18 protein-coding genes and 1 pseudogene are annotated in these 15,310 nt (G+C 44.0%); 17 read left to right on the top strand and 2 right to left on the bottom strand.

Annotation, left to right across the window (positions count from 1 at the left end):
• Positions 1 to 256: 256 nt before the first annotated feature.
• From JCM19055_RS27755 to JCM19055_RS24915, 17 genes are all read left to right on the top strand, one after another.
• On the top strand, positions 257 to 433 hold the full coding sequence (locus tag JCM19055_RS27755) for a hypothetical protein (RefSeq protein ID WP_193745536.1): 177 nt from the start codon (positions 257 to 259) through the stop codon (positions 431 to 433).
• Positions 430 to 1,068 carry a thioredoxin domain-containing protein gene (locus JCM19055_RS20990; protein WP_042361191.1) on the top strand — a complete coding sequence of 213 codons (639 nt, stop codon included), beginning with the start codon at positions 430 to 432 and terminating at the stop codon, positions 1,066 to 1,068. The genes JCM19055_RS27755 and JCM19055_RS20990 overlap by 4 nt, the downstream gene beginning before the upstream one ends.
• Positions 1,069 to 1,189: 121 nt before the next feature.
• The gene (locus JCM19055_RS20985) at positions 1,190 to 2,053 is read left to right on the top strand and encodes a hypothetical protein (protein ID WP_152550013.1); all 864 of its coding nucleotides are present in this window, start codon (positions 1,190 to 1,192) and stop codon (positions 2,051 to 2,053) included.
• 164 nt (positions 2,054 to 2,217) lie between these two features.
• On the top strand, positions 2,218 to 2,676 hold the full coding sequence (locus tag JCM19055_RS20980) for a metal-dependent hydrolase (protein WP_052366634.1): 459 nt from the start codon (positions 2,218 to 2,220) through the stop codon (positions 2,674 to 2,676).
• A gap of 151 nt (positions 2,677 to 2,827) precedes the next feature.
• Positions 2,828 to 3,142, top strand: a complete 315-nt coding sequence (locus JCM19055_RS20975; RefSeq protein WP_042361189.1) for a hypothetical protein — start codon at positions 2,828 to 2,830, stop codon at positions 3,140 to 3,142.
• A gap of 7 nt (positions 3,143 to 3,149) precedes the next feature.
• The gene (locus JCM19055_RS20970) at positions 3,150 to 3,497 is read left to right on the top strand and encodes a hypothetical protein (RefSeq protein ID WP_265182435.1); all 348 of its coding nucleotides are present in this window, start codon (positions 3,150 to 3,152) and stop codon (positions 3,495 to 3,497) included.
• A gap of 19 nt (positions 3,498 to 3,516) precedes the next feature.
• The gene (locus JCM19055_RS20965; protein WP_042361186.1) at positions 3,517 to 3,852 is read left to right on the top strand and encodes a hypothetical protein; all 336 of its coding nucleotides are present in this window, start codon (positions 3,517 to 3,519) and stop codon (positions 3,850 to 3,852) included.
• Between the two features lie 2 nt (positions 3,853 to 3,854).
• Positions 3,855 to 4,730, top strand: coding sequence for a hypothetical protein (locus tag JCM19055_RS20960; RefSeq protein ID WP_042361185.1), 876 nt, complete (start codon positions 3,855 to 3,857; stop codon positions 4,728 to 4,730).
• A 14-nt stretch (positions 4,731 to 4,744) separates the two neighbouring features.
• Positions 4,745 to 6,751, top strand: coding sequence for a VirB4 family type IV secretion system protein (locus JCM19055_RS20955; RefSeq protein WP_042361183.1), 2,007 nt, complete (start codon positions 4,745 to 4,747; stop codon positions 6,749 to 6,751).
• 47 nt (positions 6,752 to 6,798) lie between these two features.
• Positions 6,799 to 7,566, top strand: a complete 768-nt coding sequence (locus JCM19055_RS20950; protein ID WP_042361182.1) for a hypothetical protein — start codon at positions 6,799 to 6,801, stop codon at positions 7,564 to 7,566.
• Positions 7,567 to 7,571: 5 nt separating this feature from the next.
• A complete protein-coding gene (locus JCM19055_RS20945) occupies positions 7,572 to 8,627 on the top strand; it encodes a hypothetical protein (RefSeq protein WP_265182434.1) in 1,056 nt (351 codons plus the stop codon).
• A complete protein-coding gene (locus JCM19055_RS20940; RefSeq protein ID WP_042361179.1) occupies positions 8,603 to 9,064 on the top strand; it encodes a hypothetical protein in 462 nt (153 codons plus the stop codon). Before JCM19055_RS20945 ends, JCM19055_RS20940 begins: the two co-directional genes overlap by 25 nt.
• Positions 9,061 to 9,558: a hypothetical protein gene (locus tag JCM19055_RS20935; RefSeq protein ID WP_042361177.1), complete on the top strand. Its 498-nt coding sequence runs from the start codon at positions 9,061 to 9,063 to the stop codon at positions 9,556 to 9,558. Before JCM19055_RS20940 ends, JCM19055_RS20935 begins: the two co-directional genes overlap by 4 nt.
• A gap of 168 nt (positions 9,559 to 9,726) precedes the next feature.
• Complete coding sequence (locus JCM19055_RS20930; RefSeq protein ID WP_042361175.1) at positions 9,727 to 10,491, top strand: hypothetical protein; 765 nt, start codon at positions 9,727 to 9,729, stop codon at positions 10,489 to 10,491.
• A 223-nt stretch (positions 10,492 to 10,714) separates the two neighbouring features.
• A complete protein-coding gene (locus tag JCM19055_RS20925) occupies positions 10,715 to 11,803 on the top strand; it encodes a M23 family metallopeptidase (RefSeq protein ID WP_042361173.1) in 1,089 nt (362 codons plus the stop codon).
• 21 nt (positions 11,804 to 11,824) lie between these two features.
• A complete protein-coding gene (locus JCM19055_RS20920) occupies positions 11,825 to 12,595 on the top strand; it encodes a hypothetical protein (RefSeq protein WP_042361171.1) in 771 nt (256 codons plus the stop codon).
• Complete coding sequence (locus JCM19055_RS24915) at positions 12,571 to 13,329, top strand: M23 family metallopeptidase (protein WP_052366633.1); 759 nt, start codon at positions 12,571 to 12,573, stop codon at positions 13,327 to 13,329. The genes JCM19055_RS20920 and JCM19055_RS24915 overlap by 25 nt, the downstream gene beginning before the upstream one ends.
• Before the next feature lie 38 nt (positions 13,330 to 13,367).
• Here the strand turns inward: JCM19055_RS24915 and JCM19055_RS24910 are convergent, their stop codons facing one another.
• Together JCM19055_RS24910 and JCM19055_RS32440 are read right to left on the bottom strand one after the other, a co-directional pair.
• On the bottom strand, positions 13,368 to 13,781 hold the full coding sequence (locus tag JCM19055_RS24910) for a hypothetical protein (protein WP_052366632.1): 414 nt from the start codon (positions 13,779 to 13,781) through the stop codon (positions 13,368 to 13,370).
• A 511-nt stretch (positions 13,782 to 14,292) separates the two neighbouring features.
• Positions 14,293 to 14,451 (bottom strand): annotated as a pseudogene (locus JCM19055_RS32440) (hypothetical protein); the annotation flags it as partial.
• Between the last annotated feature and the right edge of the window lie 859 nt (positions 14,452 to 15,310).

Below are 15,310 nucleotides of genomic sequence, written 5' to 3'. Positions count from 1 at the left end.
GTTAAAGCAATTGGGAGAACGTTACGGTGCAGCAAAACTTAGTAATGAATCCGATTTTCAACCAGAGTCTATTCGTCGAATCTTTCAAAAAAATGATTACAATTCGCAAATTCAATCCTGCACTCACAGATGATCAAGTCATACAAACTGCGATCAAAGAACATCGAAAAACTTTACTTCAACGCACGGTTAACGATATTGAAAGTAATCCAGAATTAGCCCGTAAACTCGGGATTCTCAAGGAGGTAATCTAGCTTTGGGTAGTCAGATGAATCAAAAACAATATAAGTATCAACGAAGAATTGTAGGTGGGGAAGAATATGACTTTTTGAACCATTTGTTCGAATCACCTCAAGATCCTAAAGCTGTTTATTCCAAGCGACGTCCAAGTCAAATCTATACGTCTAAACTTCACAAGGATCAGAAATCATGACGAAAAAGTTAACCGTATTAACAATTCTTGTCGTTCTTGTTGCGTCGATCATTGGCGGTGTGTTCTATGTGAATGCCCAAACCGTTACAGGTACGACTTACGACGAACGTCCTGTCGGAATCAATAATCCGATGAGAGGATCACCCTCTGCACCGATTACGGTTACAGAATTTGGTGATTACATGTGCCCCGCTTGCTACACCTTTCAGTCGGACATTATGCCTGCATTAGAACCTTACATTGAAAGTGGCCAAGTTCAATTTCAATGGGTGAACTTAATGTTATTCGGTCAAGAATCCTTGCTTGCCGGCTATGCGTCACGTTCGGTGTATGATCAATCGCCTGAAAAGTATTGGGACATGCATGAAGCCTTATTCCAAACCATCCACCACTCTCAAGAACCATTAACAGAAGAACGTCTAATTGTCCTTATTGAATCGATGGAAACGATTGATACAGAGGCCTTCGAAGATGATCTTTCTAATCAACGATTGTTTGGAGACTTGGAACAAGATGCACTTCTTGCAGAAGCCTTTGCCATCGATCGCACACCGACCGTGTTCGTGAATAACCGCAAAGTCGATGACCCATTCGATATAAACCAACTAAATAAAGCCATTGAACACGAATTATAAATAAATCGAGAATTGAAAGGGGTAGTCATCGTGAGTATTTTCGTCTTTTCTAGTGCTAATCCGTCCGATACATTAGTTCAGTTTCATCGTTCTTTGCCTCTGTTCCCAGAGATACAAAAAAATGGTTCGACAATTTTACGTGACGGATGACAGTCATCGGTATTACCTGAACGGAAAACGGACAATGCAACGTAAACAAACCAATGATCAATACGTTTATGTGGAGTTAGATGGCGAGTACGAGAAAATGCCTGGTGTATTCTACCAATACATGAATACTCATATCACAACAGCATCACAAATCATGCATGAGTACACCATACCGAAAAACGAAGTACTGAGCTTCTTGGAAAGACTGAAATACCATATCAGTCATTACATTGTAACTATGACAGTAAAGCTCTCATCAGAAGAACGAATGAGACAAAAAGCGAAACGACAGGAAATTTCAGAACTCTTGAAAACATTGAATCAACGTGTTCTCAGTCAAGAAGAGCGAACGATTGTAGAAGAAGAACTAGAGCGACGGCTTCATCAAAAAGAAAACGTAAATCCTTATGAATGGTTGTTAGAAGAGAAGGAGATTCACGATCAGATGGTACTCTTGCAGGAGGCCGTTGAACGAGGCGATACAAGGATTACGAACGATCTGTTAACGAAAGATGACTATGAAGATTGGGTAGCACGCCCTCACTGGACATCCAGAATTACAAGGCTTGCCAAACGCTTTCACGGACTGTATACCAAATTTGGAGGTGAAACGATCAATGAAGATGACTCGTATGTTTATATCCGAGGCGATAATCTTGGCCAAACTAAAATAGACGTCCGATTCAATAAAGAACCAGACGTCACCTCACTTAGCTGTGAAACTTTTGCGAGAACAACAGCTAAGACTCTAAAATCCCGGACCTACTCTCTTGCAGGAGAGTTGGCTTCGGGTATTGCCACACTGTTCGGATTGCAGTCCAAACATAGGCAATAAAACAAGTGGTTCGGGAACAATCCCTGACCCTTATTCAAATACGCTTCTTTGTCGTATTTGTGTACATTATTATACCCTGTTTCACCCTTGTTTCAAACCACATTTTCTGACAAAACATGTCGAAATGGGCTTTTTAGGATGTCATTTTTATTAAGGAGGTCGCGATGACTGCACCGACGCACCAATTAACCGGGGTGTTATTTGGATTACTCACGATGACGGGACTAAATCTGTTTGGTCTAATCAATGGCCAACTTGAACATATTATTGTCTTTTTCTTTTTCTTACTTTTTGGTTCCTTATTGCCTGATTTGGACACTCCAAAGTCCAAACTCGGTCGACGATTTCCGTTTTTCTTGCTGAGTTATCCGTTGTATTGGCTATTTGGCCATCGTACCTGGACCCATTCGTTGATGTTTGTCGGGATCTCGTTTGTTCTAAGTCTTGTTATTTGGGTACTATTTCCGCTGCCCTTTTACGTGGTCTTAGGTCTGCCCATCGGTGTCTTATCGCATGTTCTAGGTGATTACTGCTTTGACTCCGGTGTGCCACTCTTTTACCCGTTTCTAAAGCGTCGCTTTCAATTTGTGGTGACAGCTCAAACTTCACGCCGAGGGAGGTGAGTTTTTCTGAACCCCTGGTCGCCTTGGGGTTACTCGTTCTAAATCTAGGATTACTGCACCACTATTTTATGTAACAGGAGGTCGATGACATGTCGACACAAACGTCCCAAATGGATCAATCAAGAAGAAATGGATACTCGGTATTACCGCAATGGTGGTTGCCATTATCTTTATGGCGATTATGACCACACAAACAGGCTATGCGTCCATTCGTGTTGAGGGCAATGTGAACGCGTTGAATGACGCTGCGCGAGGGTGGGGAGGCACGATTCTCAATACCTTACAAATCTTTTTCGGCGTCTTTGCGGTCGCTTTAACCGCCTACTTAGGCTTTGTCTTCTTTTCTAGCCAAAGTTCCAAGCGCCTCTCTGACATGAAAGGGTGGATTGCGGCTGCGTTATTCGCTTTCGCCTTTGCTTTTCAAGGACACACGATTGTCAACTTCCTTGTCGGTGTCTTCTCATAAGGCAATGGTGGCCACAAAAAGAGCGACAACCATTGGATTCATTCTCATAGCTATACTGTTCGTTTTCCGTCCTGAAGTCATTCAGGCCAGTGAAGGATTTAAAGTGATTAACTCCATGTCTGAACTACGTGGCGGTATTCATGATTTAACGGCAACGTTAGTGTCTACCTTGCGAATTATCGGTGGGGTGACGGCTGTGCTGCTCTTAGGCTATGTCGCTTTTGAAATTCTCGTCAAAGACGGGCAATTGGGGGATGTAAAAGTGTGGATGTGGACGATTCTTATTGCCACGTTGATCACCTTTCAAGCCCCCATGCTCGTCAATTGGATGGTCGGCGTCTTTGGCCGATTGTAAATGAAAGGATGGTGGTTTCATGGCTTATGGTGAAAACCACAAAATTACGTATGAAACGGACTTTAAAGAACGGTGGCTTTGGAATCTTTCCGCCCGTGAGTTGCTATGGATTGCGCTAGGCATTTTCTTGGGATACCTGTTGTTTCAGGTATTCCCGTCTTTGCCGATTGATCATGTGGTGTTTGAACGAACCCATCTCGTTCTCCCGCTACTCGTTTGCTTGTTGTGCGGGTATTTTCAAAACCCGAAGACAAACTTGACCTTGGCCAAGGATCTATTCGTAAAGTTCCAATTACGCCAACGGCAACGTTCCTTTTATAGCTTTCGTCCGTTTCCAAAGAAGGAGGAAGAGTAGTAATGGGCATGATCCTCATGCTGCTTGTATTCGCATTCCTTGGCTTTCTTTATTGGAAAGCGTCTAAGAGCGAGAAACAAGATGATCAAACCGTACCACCAGAAGAAGGACAAACGTTATTGGAGTTCTTAACGGGCGACGTGGATCACATCTACGACAACGGAATTATCCAACTAAAAGATCACACGTTTGCTTGCATGATGGAAGTTGGTGCGACAACCTCTACGCTAAATACCGATGAGGAAAACAATGCCATTTGGTATGCCCATCGCTCTTTTGTCCATAAAGTCCCGTATGGCTTACAGGCTTCGTTGTATTCACAGTCGTTGTACATTGATATGAAGCCGTATGTCGAGGCGTACCGCGATCAAGTCAATTCCCATGAACGCGATGTCGATCTAACGCCAGAACTCATCGCATCCGGAGAAGACGTGGCGCAGTTTTTGGAAAGTTTTTCAGATCGAAAAACACGCGAAAACAAGTACTACATCATTTGTCGTGTTAATCCGGAACAAGTGGAAAATGAAAACCAAATGCGTACCGGTCATTACCAATTGGATGCGGCGATTGGAAAGGTGGGGAACGCCACCGGGATTACCGGAGAAGAAGCGTACGAAGATGCCCAAGGGCGATTGGATGAAATCGTAAACATTGCCCATGGGGAGTTTTCCAAGATGGGCTGTCGCCTTCTACGCTTAAACAAAGAAGGCATTTATCAATTTGTGTATCAGTTCTTCAATCGGGAGGTATCGGCCGAAGTGAACCTGGTGAATTTACGCAAAGCCGGGGTTTTTGATGAGAATAAAATTAGCGTAACGCCGTCTCAAGGTGCCAATTTCAAGACGTATTCCCCTCATAATGAGGTCACAACGTCGTAGGAAGGAGGAGTCCCATGTTTAAACGCAAACATAAGAAGCATAAAAAGAAAGTCGCACAAGTCGTTGAGCAAGAGGCGAAAGATTTTGAAGAAGCTTTGGAACTCTTGGTTCCCTCAACACTCATTGAAACGTTACCGAGGGATCAGATTGATACGCTTGACCAAAGCAAAGCCACATTTAACAACTATTATGTCGAAGTGGGAACCCAATCACGTCACCGACGTTACTTTACATCGCAATACATTCAGAAGTTTGGGAAATACAGCAATGCGACAATGCTCGATCCGTTCCTAATTGGCGAATTTGGCAAAGGGGATACAGACATTTGTATTCACCTTAAAAAGTTGGATGACCGTGCCACACTCGACAAGCTCAATCGCAAGATTCGTGGCCAAGAATCGGATTTAATGATGAACGATGCGGATTCTGGCCGGACGATGGACGTCACCGAAGCCTTACGAGACACGATGAGCAAACGGGAACGAATCCGTCAAAAGATTGAAAGCAATATTGAAGTGAGTATCCAGGTCCTTACAAGTTCCAATGACATTGACGACTTAAACCGCTATACCAACACCATGAACCGAAACGTCTTAAACAACGACATGATGATGGGGACGCCGGACGGTAGACAACTGAAGGCGTTAAAAAACATGCTGCCGTTTACGGCTAACCCGTTTATCAAAGAACATTGCATGGCGTTAGAGACGACAAATGTCGCGGATCTCTTTCTCTTTGGGAATGGCACGTTAAGCCACAATGGCGGTATCGTGCTAGGTGACGATCATTTAGGACGTCCACTCTACTTTGATAACTTCCATAAAGACATGGAGAACTACAACATGATTATTTTTGGTCGATCTGGGGCAGGGAAGACGTTTACGACGGAAGTCTTAACACATCGCTCCGCACACATCGGCTTAAAAACGGGAATCGTTGATCCTAAAGGGGATTATCGGCGTTTCATCAAAGCGATGGGATGCCCTTATTTTGATCTCTCAAGTCCTACTGGGCATCGGATTAACATCTTTGATGTCGACATCGAAGAACATACGGATCCAGAACGAGAAGGACAGTTGTACGTGAACATTGATGAAGGTGTCCAGGGCGCAAAAGCACTCATTTTTCGAATGATTCGAGTCAATGAGCCGGAGAATAGCTCGATTTTGACCGCTACCGCTCGGGCGATGATTGACCAAACCATTCGTCAGTTGTATACCGATCGCGGCATTACCCGTGATCCAAACAGCATTTACGATTACGATGCGGCCAAAGCAAATAGCGAGGGCGCCTTGGAGAACGGCCAAGACATGAATTTAACGACACCTTATAAGAAAATGCCTCAACTGAGTGACTTTTACGAAGCGTTACGAGCCAAAACGAGCAATAAAGAAGCTCAAACGATCGCAGAAGTCATTTTTATTTATACGAGAAACGGAGGCAGTGAAGTCAGTTCCATTTTTGATACGCAATCGTCCACCTTTAACTTGAGTCGTGCGCCCATCTTTGGGTTTGGTCTTTCGGGGTTGGATGAACAAATGAAAAAGATTGGGATGTTTATTGCGACGAAGTGGTTGTCGGCCAAGTTTGCGCGAAAGAATCGTCACATTCCGAAACGATTAATCTTTGACGAAGCGCAAGAGGCAATGGAAGATCCAGAAACCGCCTCATGGCTCGAAAACCAGTATCGAACGATGCGATTCTTTAATACGTCCATGTGTGCCATTACCCAGGGCTTTGAAGTCTTTACACGTGTTGATCAAGGGCTAGGCATCTTGAAGAATAGCTCCACTAAAATCTTTTTAAAGCAAGAAGCGATTGATATTGATTCCGTAAAGAATAGCTTTGATTTGAGTGAAGGGGAGGCTCAATTCCTCTTGTATACCGCTGAAAAAGGGTTAGGGATCATCCGTATCGACAATGAATCGTCCATCGTCAAAGTACGCGCCACACCAAAGGAATTCCAGTTGTTCCAGACGGACCCACCACGAAAACGAAAACCAAACCCGAGTGCTTCGTAATCGTTATGGCACATGGGTTTTTATTATGCCTGAAAGGGGGACACGTGTTGAAACGATTGTTCCTTAGCTTCCTTGCTGTTCTCGTTCTTATAACAGGAGTCATGATTACGCCCGCTTTTGCGGATGAAGATGAAACCGATGAGGACAAAGAAACGGGAACACATCTATTTATCAATGATGAGATCATTGCGACCTTGAATGACGGGACAGACGACATTGAAAAGCCTACATTCCTTGAACGGGCCGGCGCAAACATTGTCATGATTGTCCCGCAAATGTGGTATCAACTTTTTGGGGCCTCTGACATCACGTTCCTGGTCTTTCAACGAAGTGACATTGCCGGATCTATGATTGAAGAAGAGTTTAACGAGATGATCCCCGGACGTGATGGAAGTCATCAAGCCGGGTTTGGGTCACGAAGCGAGTATGCGTATGGGGTGTTTGCGCCGGATTATTTCGGGGTGCTTCAAAACATCTATAACACCATTGCATCGGTGCTGTATGTGCCGATTGTGTTACTTCTAACATTCTATGGCGTTAAACTCTACTTTAGCCGACTGAACTCTGAGCGCATGAACGATTTAAAGAAAACCATGTTTGGCTTGATGATTTTCTTTGTCGGGGTGCAATTTGCGCCGATCCTCTTTGAAATCACGTTTGCGATTAATTATTTTATCATCGATTTGATGTACATTATCGGTCTAGAGAACGATGTGGTGATTACAAGCTTCCTATACTCCATCTGGGGCAATTCGGATATCTTTGCGATCAATCATTGGGATTGGCGTTTCTCGTCTTTCTCGCCTTCTTTATGACCTTTGTGTTGAACTACCAATATGCGTTACGCATGATTATGTTAAGTGTGTTATTTATCACCTTTCCGATCGTTCTATTAAGCATGATTTCTCCTGTACGACGAGAAGCGATGACGATTTGGATGCATGAGTTTATCTCCAATGTGTTTATGCAAGCCGCTCATGCCTTTACACTGGTCTTGTTCTTCATTATCCGAGATCAAATGGGTGTGGGTAACCTCTCGTTTTGGGTATTAGCTGCATGTCTTTTTGCACTCCCTGTAGTGGCCACCTTATTCCAACGGTTCATTGGCGCATTCTCAGGCGTACCGACAGGTTCAAACAGTGTGATGGGCAACATGGGTGCGATGTTTGGCGTCGCTGCGGTCGCAAACATGGGTCGCATGTTAGGACAGATGAGTGGTAAAGGTGGTGGGGGACGAGGACGTGTGTCATCTCCAACACCATCAAATGGTCCTGCACCAACGCCAAGTGTCTCCCCTCGAACGAGTGGAGGCCTTCAACAAGTTCCTACAGGAAGTGGATTGGCCCAAGCCATGGATGCCAAATCTTCCTCTCGTTGGCCGTCCGGCAAAGCCGTCATGGGTGGACTAGGAACGATGGCCGCTCAACGCGGAAAGCAAATCGGTCGAGGGGCTGCCATTGGCGCGGGAATTGCGACGGGTGGAACCGTAAGTGCAATGATGACGGGAAATCCTGCGATTGGGGGTGCAGTCGGCGCCCTTGCCGGAAACAAAGCCGCGAATAATGCCGGATCGATGGCAGACCGTGCCAAACGAGCCACGGAACTCATGAAGCAATACGATCAATCTGGACTCATGGAAGAAGGACTGTATGAGGGGTCAGAGGGTCAAGGTGGAACACCTTCGGTGAATGCCTTGGATCAAGCCCAAGACGCGGGCAAACTCCCGCAATCGTCCGATGACAAGTTCCAAAACAGCTTAACCAATGGCGAGAAAAGCGCCCAAGACTTGCTCAATGGGTTGATGGCAACCGCTTCCCAATGGCGCATGGATTTGCTTCTCAAAACCTTGCGATGGCTCAAAAGAGTACCGACTTAGCGAGCCAACTCCATCAAAATCAAAGCCAGAAGCCATCGGCGTCTGAGTCCGTGAAACAGCTTGGAGAAGCCAGTCAAAACCATCAAGCCGCGCAAAAGGCTCTTTCAAATATCGATCGTAATGTCGATCCGAAAGCGTGGGCGGCAGCCAATCAAACGGCACAAAACGCTCAAGCCGTTCTTGGAAAGAGCATGAATCAACTTCAAGATCTGCACCCGGCACTGAACTCTGATCAAGGACAAGCGCTCATGAATGACTATCTTTCTGCTCAACAAGCAGGTGATCCAGAACGAATGAATGCTATTGCGGGCGAGATTGATGAGTTTGTGAATCAAGGAGGAACGACAGAGTCCGGTTCATCTCTTTCAACACCAACTGGCCTCATGGAGTCTGCCAATGAAGGCGTCTCCTTAGCCAGGACTATGCCCAACAAGTGAGTCCAGGGGACGCCCATTACGGGGATGCTCAAACGTCCGTCTCGTTGGCTCATACCAACACGGAACTAGCCGACGGCGTGCAAGATCAAGTACGAAATCAATCGTACAATACGCCTCAAACGGCGCTTGCTCACCATGTACGTGCGAGTGATCACGCACAAGCTGCAACGGCTCATGCGAGTCAGATTCCAGACAGTGATCATCAAGGACGGAACGTGGCGTCGAGTGTGGCGAATACAGCAACGCAACTGCATACGAATACGGGGAACCATTTAAGCTCCCGATTCCAGTCGTTAAACGAACCTGCGATACAGGATACCCGATCGAAGTACGAACAAGCGGTACGCTCGAACGATACGCCTGGCATGAATGCCTATGGCAAAGAACTTGAGCAATTTGATCAAACGTATAGGAGTCAAAAACAAGCGACGGATTATGCGCCTCGCGCCTCCCGTCAGGTTGGTGACGCCAACTCAGGCAACAAATTAGAGTAATTGAAGTCTGGCCATCACGGCTCGGCTTCTTTTTGCGTGGAAAGGGGGAGCGCTTGAGCCATCAAAACAACCAACAAAACCAAGATCCGCTCTTACGACAGATCAACCGTGTTGCGAAAGTCGGCACGCAATTCGCCTCAAAACAAGCGGGGCGGGTGATGTCTAAGCTTGGCAAACAAGCGCTACTGTTTTTATTCAAAAAAAGGAATGATTGCGACAGGCGTCTTTTTAAAAGCGGTACTCGCCAAAATAGCGTTATGGACGGCTCCCGTGTGGCTAACGTTGCTCATCTTATTGCTTCTTGCATTTGCTGTGTATGCCCTAGTGTATGCGTTGCCTCGAATGGCGGTTGAGGATGCTGACGTTTTAAACGTAGATGTTGGTGAAGTCATAACCGCATTTTTTGGAACCTCAATGGTCGATCAAGAAACACACGAAGGTGATGATTATGATTACGAAGGGATCTATGACGAATACGAAACGATTGCTGATCGATGGGATGAAGGTTTAGATGAGGATCAACGACAACAAGCCCTCCCTTATGCCTTGCCGTGGCCCGTACTAGCAGCGGTTGACCGTGTCCGTGCCGATCCGTTCATTCATGATGAAAGTCTTGGCTTTGATACTGGGGATCTTGTCATCGTCATTGGGGAGGGGAGGGATCGTCCTCATTTAGAGATCAATCGGCGAGGGGGAAGCCGTGGTGTAAATTTATTTCCCTTGCTTGAAATGATTCCGGTGTATCAAGTCAATGCCGCACGATATGGCGTAGCCTGGGAACACCTTGCGGCGATCCATTATGAAGAAACGAACTACTGGATACGTTCCAATAGCGATGGTAGTAGCCCGAAGTCTTATGTTGGAGCCAGAGGCCGATGCAGTTCATGCCGTGTACATGGGTGGGATGGACAGCGCCACGGTGTTCTCGTTTAAATGACAGTGCGTTATTCAACCTGGACAACATCGCCACCTATCGAGCGCAGGGATTGATGCCCAAGGTAAAGGGTTTGCGGATATTGACAATGAACTGGACGCGGTTGCGGCTGCGGCCAACTATTTAAATTCCGTAGGGTATCAAAGCAATCCAGGGTTAGCGATTACTCGCTACGAGTGCAACAGTTGTTCCTACCCAAATTCTCGGCCTTACGCTTACAACGTGTTAGGTAGTGGTGTTGCGATTCGAACAGCCTATGCTCAAGCGATTGACCAAGGATTGATTGAAGAGGTTCCGCTTGATGATGCCTTAGCCGATGATGATTTTGACTGGTCGGATTATTTTGAAGGCGGTGGGGATTTAACCTTAGAACTCGGTTCCCTAATAACACCCCGGCCTGATATTACCTTTGAACAACTTCGACCGAAGTTTACGTGGCGTACAAGCGAAGTTGTTCATCGTTGGGAACAGCGCGTGTGTCGGACACAAATGGTCGATGGCGAGTCCGTTGAAACCTGTTCCTGGGAATCCAGGGAAGAACGTGAAGAACGAAAGCTTCTCAGTTCAGCAGATACGTATGAAGGACGCTATCACCATTTCTATGAATCCACCGTACAGCATGTTAACTCAGGGTCGAGCAATCGACGTAACGAACGAATTTTATCCGAAGAACAAGTGAATGTTGAAGGTCCCGATGAAGAGGAATACATGAAACCGTTTTTCGATGTCCTTGAAAACAATGGGGTGTACTTAGACCTCGACGTGACGTGGGTTTTGGAGTTACTCGAGATGTTTGAAGACTACTACGTCCCAGAAGGTCCAGGAACGGACATTTACGATCCAGACGTCGTTTCCGAGATTGAAGGCTCGGAAAACTGGTTTTGGCCTGTACCGACATCCAATCGTGTCACCAGTTGTTTTGGCTATCGCAATGTCAGTACCGGATCAACGTACCATGAAGGGTTAGATGTGGGCGCACCAACACCAGGTCAAACGGGTGTACGTGTTCATGCCATCGAATCCGGCATAGTCACCGAAAGTGGCTTCCATAGTGCGATGGGCAATTACGTTCGCATTCGACACGATGACTTTGATTCACGGTATCTTCATTTCGCAAGTAGCCCCGCGGTGAGCGTTGGGGATTCCATTACACGGGGACAGTTCATTGGCATCATGGGAACGACCGGCAGTAGCACCGGCATTCACTTGCATCTAGACATCTACATTAACGGAGCAAGACAAGATCCGCTTCGGTACTGGGATACGACGCATTTAGCGATTACAGGTAGTAACTGCGGAGCTTATCGATAGTGACAGAGAGGAGACGGTCAGTTGAGACGACAAACGGTAGGGGTACTAGCAAGTTTACTCTTCCTAGTATCAAGCGGTTGTTCTGAAGAGGGGAAGCGGTCGAGTAGTTCTCCCTTTACGGTCGCAAGTGTAATCGGGGACGAAAGCTCGAACGATGATCCTTACGAGCTACAGACCGCTAAGAAAGGGGGTGATCAACAAGTCTACTACGTAGGCGAAGCGGTGTTGTTTACCGATCGGAAGCATAGCATCCTGATTAACCCAGGGGGCCAGATGGAAGAAATGGAGGAACACTTGCTTAATGAAGGGCATTTGGAACTGGATTGGTTGGTGCTGACCCATGAAGACGCCCACGGCTTTGAGGATGTGGATGACTATCTTCAGGCTAATCCGTATGTGAACGTCTTATCATCACATGAAGAGCTTTTGCCAGAACTGGAACAGATGGTGAACCGTGAACTCCATGAGACGAGGGAAGACGTCCCGAAAGTCGATGTCGGGAACTTTCAGATCCAAGTGTTGGATCAACGAGACGACTTGATTTTGCGCGTCTTAGGCGGTGGTGAAGCCTACATGTTCTACTCCACGCAAGAGGAAGCCTGGGAGGAACGCCTCCTGGAGACGTATGGGGACGACTTAGATGCCTTTACCCTGCATATTCACGCTGAATCGAAAGAAGAGGCTTATCCGTTCTACCAAGCCGTGAATCCGCTCTATGTGATTCATTTAAGTGAAGAGTCACCGACGCTTGGCAATTGCTTCGCCTCATGCATGAAGATGATCGTAAGCTAGAAGCACTTTATATGGCATTGAGCGAGAAAGAAATGGCTTATGAAAAAGCCTCTGAATCTTATGACGATGAGTTCGGTAAAGATCAGCAAGCCTTATCTACGTTGGATTCTCGCATTGAATGGTTTAACGACGAACAAGGCACATTTGAAACCGATGAGTTATTAGGGGAACACCTAACGGATCTATACGATGAATACGAATTTACGCCCTATAAAAAATGGTCGGCTAAAATCTTAGAAGACGCTCTTGAAGATGCGATCGATCGGGACCTTGATGAAATCTCAGAGAATAGTAATCAAGGCAGTAACCTTGAATCGTATAACGGATCGTTTGCGGACATTAGCAGCAAGTACGACTTCATCTGGCCAACGACTTCCACGCGTGTAACAAGCAACTATGGAATGCGTAATGGACGAATGCATAACGGGACGGACATTGGCGGTAGCACACCTGGTCAAGAGGGAGAACCGATCTTTAGCATTGAGAGCGGGACGGTTACCCAATCGGCGTATCACCATGCAGCAGGACATTATGTGCGTGTGAATCACGGAAACGGCTTAGAAACACGTTACCTTCACTTACAGTCACCAGGAGCTAGTGTAGGAACAACAGTAAAGCAAGGCGATGTTGTTGGTAGTTTAGGAAATACTGGACGATCGAGTGGCGCGCACCTTCATTTTGAAATAATCATTGACGGTCAAACGCAAAACCCAATGAACTTTTACAACCACTAAAGTTGTTCTTAGAAGATTAAACGAACGTAGGCATCCGCTCACGTTCGTTTGCTTGTTTTAATAACAATCTTCCTTGAAAGGAGGGACACTTCGCACATTCGCCTTATATTTACTGTAAAATTATTAACAAAATATATTACTTTTTTTAAATAATTCAAGGACATGGAAATCAAAGATAAACATCGCATATAAAGATACATATAATGCTTTTCATCTTCTATGTTAATTTTTGTGGTTTCATGATGACGGATTCTAAAGTTATTTCCTATATAAGTTAATTCAATAAATTCCTTCTCAAAAAACCCTTTAAATACTTCATCATTATTGCTTATTATTTCTATTATCTTATTTACTGAGTTCTTTTTATCTAGTGAAGGCGAATAATAAGTTTTTAGTCTTTCAAACGCATCCCACATTTTCTCTACCGCAATATTAAAATCATTTTTTTTCATAGTAAACTTTTGCTTCTTGTAACAATTGTTTAAGTCCTGCTTCAGGGGCTAACATCAATATTTCTGAGGTAACTCTTATTTCATTTAGATATTCAATTTTTCCGTCATTATTAATTCTAAAATCTTACTGATTTAAATTAAAAATAGTGTTTATATGTTCTTGTAAGTCATGATTAGAAAATTTAACATAACATTCTATTACATCAAATGTATATTGTGGAAGAGAGCTATATATTAAATTTTTAACATTATCAGCTTCAACAAACCTTTTTTCATTATTATAATATTTCGGTAAGTAAAATTGATTAATCTCACTATATACTTCATCAAATATACTCACTTCATAGTCCCAACCATATATGGTCTTAAAAATAGTTTCTTCAGATTTATCTAGCAATTGATAAATCTGTCTTCTTGTTGATTTTTTTAATACTTAATTTAATAATTTTATCATTGATGAGTTTTTTTGTTTCTTTGCGAAAAAGGTAGAAATATTCTATTCTCTTCATCCTTAAAAAAACCTCCAACTAAAAACATCTCGGTTAGACATTGTACTAGCAGCATAAAGCTCATACCCATCATGCTTTAACAAAGTATTAATTTGATTAAATAATTCTCGCCACTGTTTGCTCTCATCTCTTACTACTGGGTGAAATACTTCACAAATAAAATCTAAAAAAAACGTTCGTCTTTACCATAAAACAACTCAACACGTTCATCTTTAAAAAAAACCAATCCTGTAAATTGATTTTTTTATTTTTAATATTATAATAAAATTCGATCTCAGCATTATCATACTGAGAATTAAGGCTTGGAATACTTGATAAATCATATAGTCGTCTTATAAACGTGGGTTACTGTGGTCATATCGATTTATGTAAGCAGAAAACATACCATCCCAGAATAATTACCCGACACAAAAAGCGCATACGTCATATCAAGACGTGTGCCCTTTTTATGTACTTACCAATTCATCGTTTTCTTCACTACCTCACACAAGCTAATAAAAAAAGCGAAAATAAAGCTCCTACAACTCCCCTTACCTCAAAATCATAATTTACGATTAAAGCTCTTAAAAAGCAAAATAGTAGGTCGTTTTATGAAATTCATGAAAAACGGCAATACAACCAACTACAAAATCTTAAATTCAAAAAGCTCAATAATACTTCCGCTTCAGACCATTCAATGATCGGTTAGCTGCTGTTCGATAGCATCTAATCAAGACTTTTATTTTCATACTCTCATTCTTGTATCAACCGCTTTAACTCCTCTAAATCTTCAGGTGTGGCCAAATCTCTACTGAATTCCCTGGGATGAGAACGTTTATTAAGGTACTTTGTACGCTCTATAATTTAATCACGCCAACAATCATTAATTTCACTTCTTTAATAAGTATAGTTAACCACCTCGTAATAATTGTTATATTCATTTTTTTTATAGCTATCCATGAAAAGATTGTATTTTAAGCTGAGCGCTAATTCAGATATACTTTCACTATTCAATGAAAAGGCTTTCATGTGAAAGGAGTA

It is taken from the genome of Geomicrobium sp. JCM 19055, from assembly GCF_000698185.1.
In the GTDB taxonomy this organism is placed as follows: Bacteria; Bacillota; Bacilli; order Bacillales; family Marinococcaceae; genus Geomicrobium_A; species Geomicrobium_A sediminis.
Note: the sequence above shows the minus strand (reverse complement) of the source record. Positions and strands in the feature narration are given on the sequence as shown.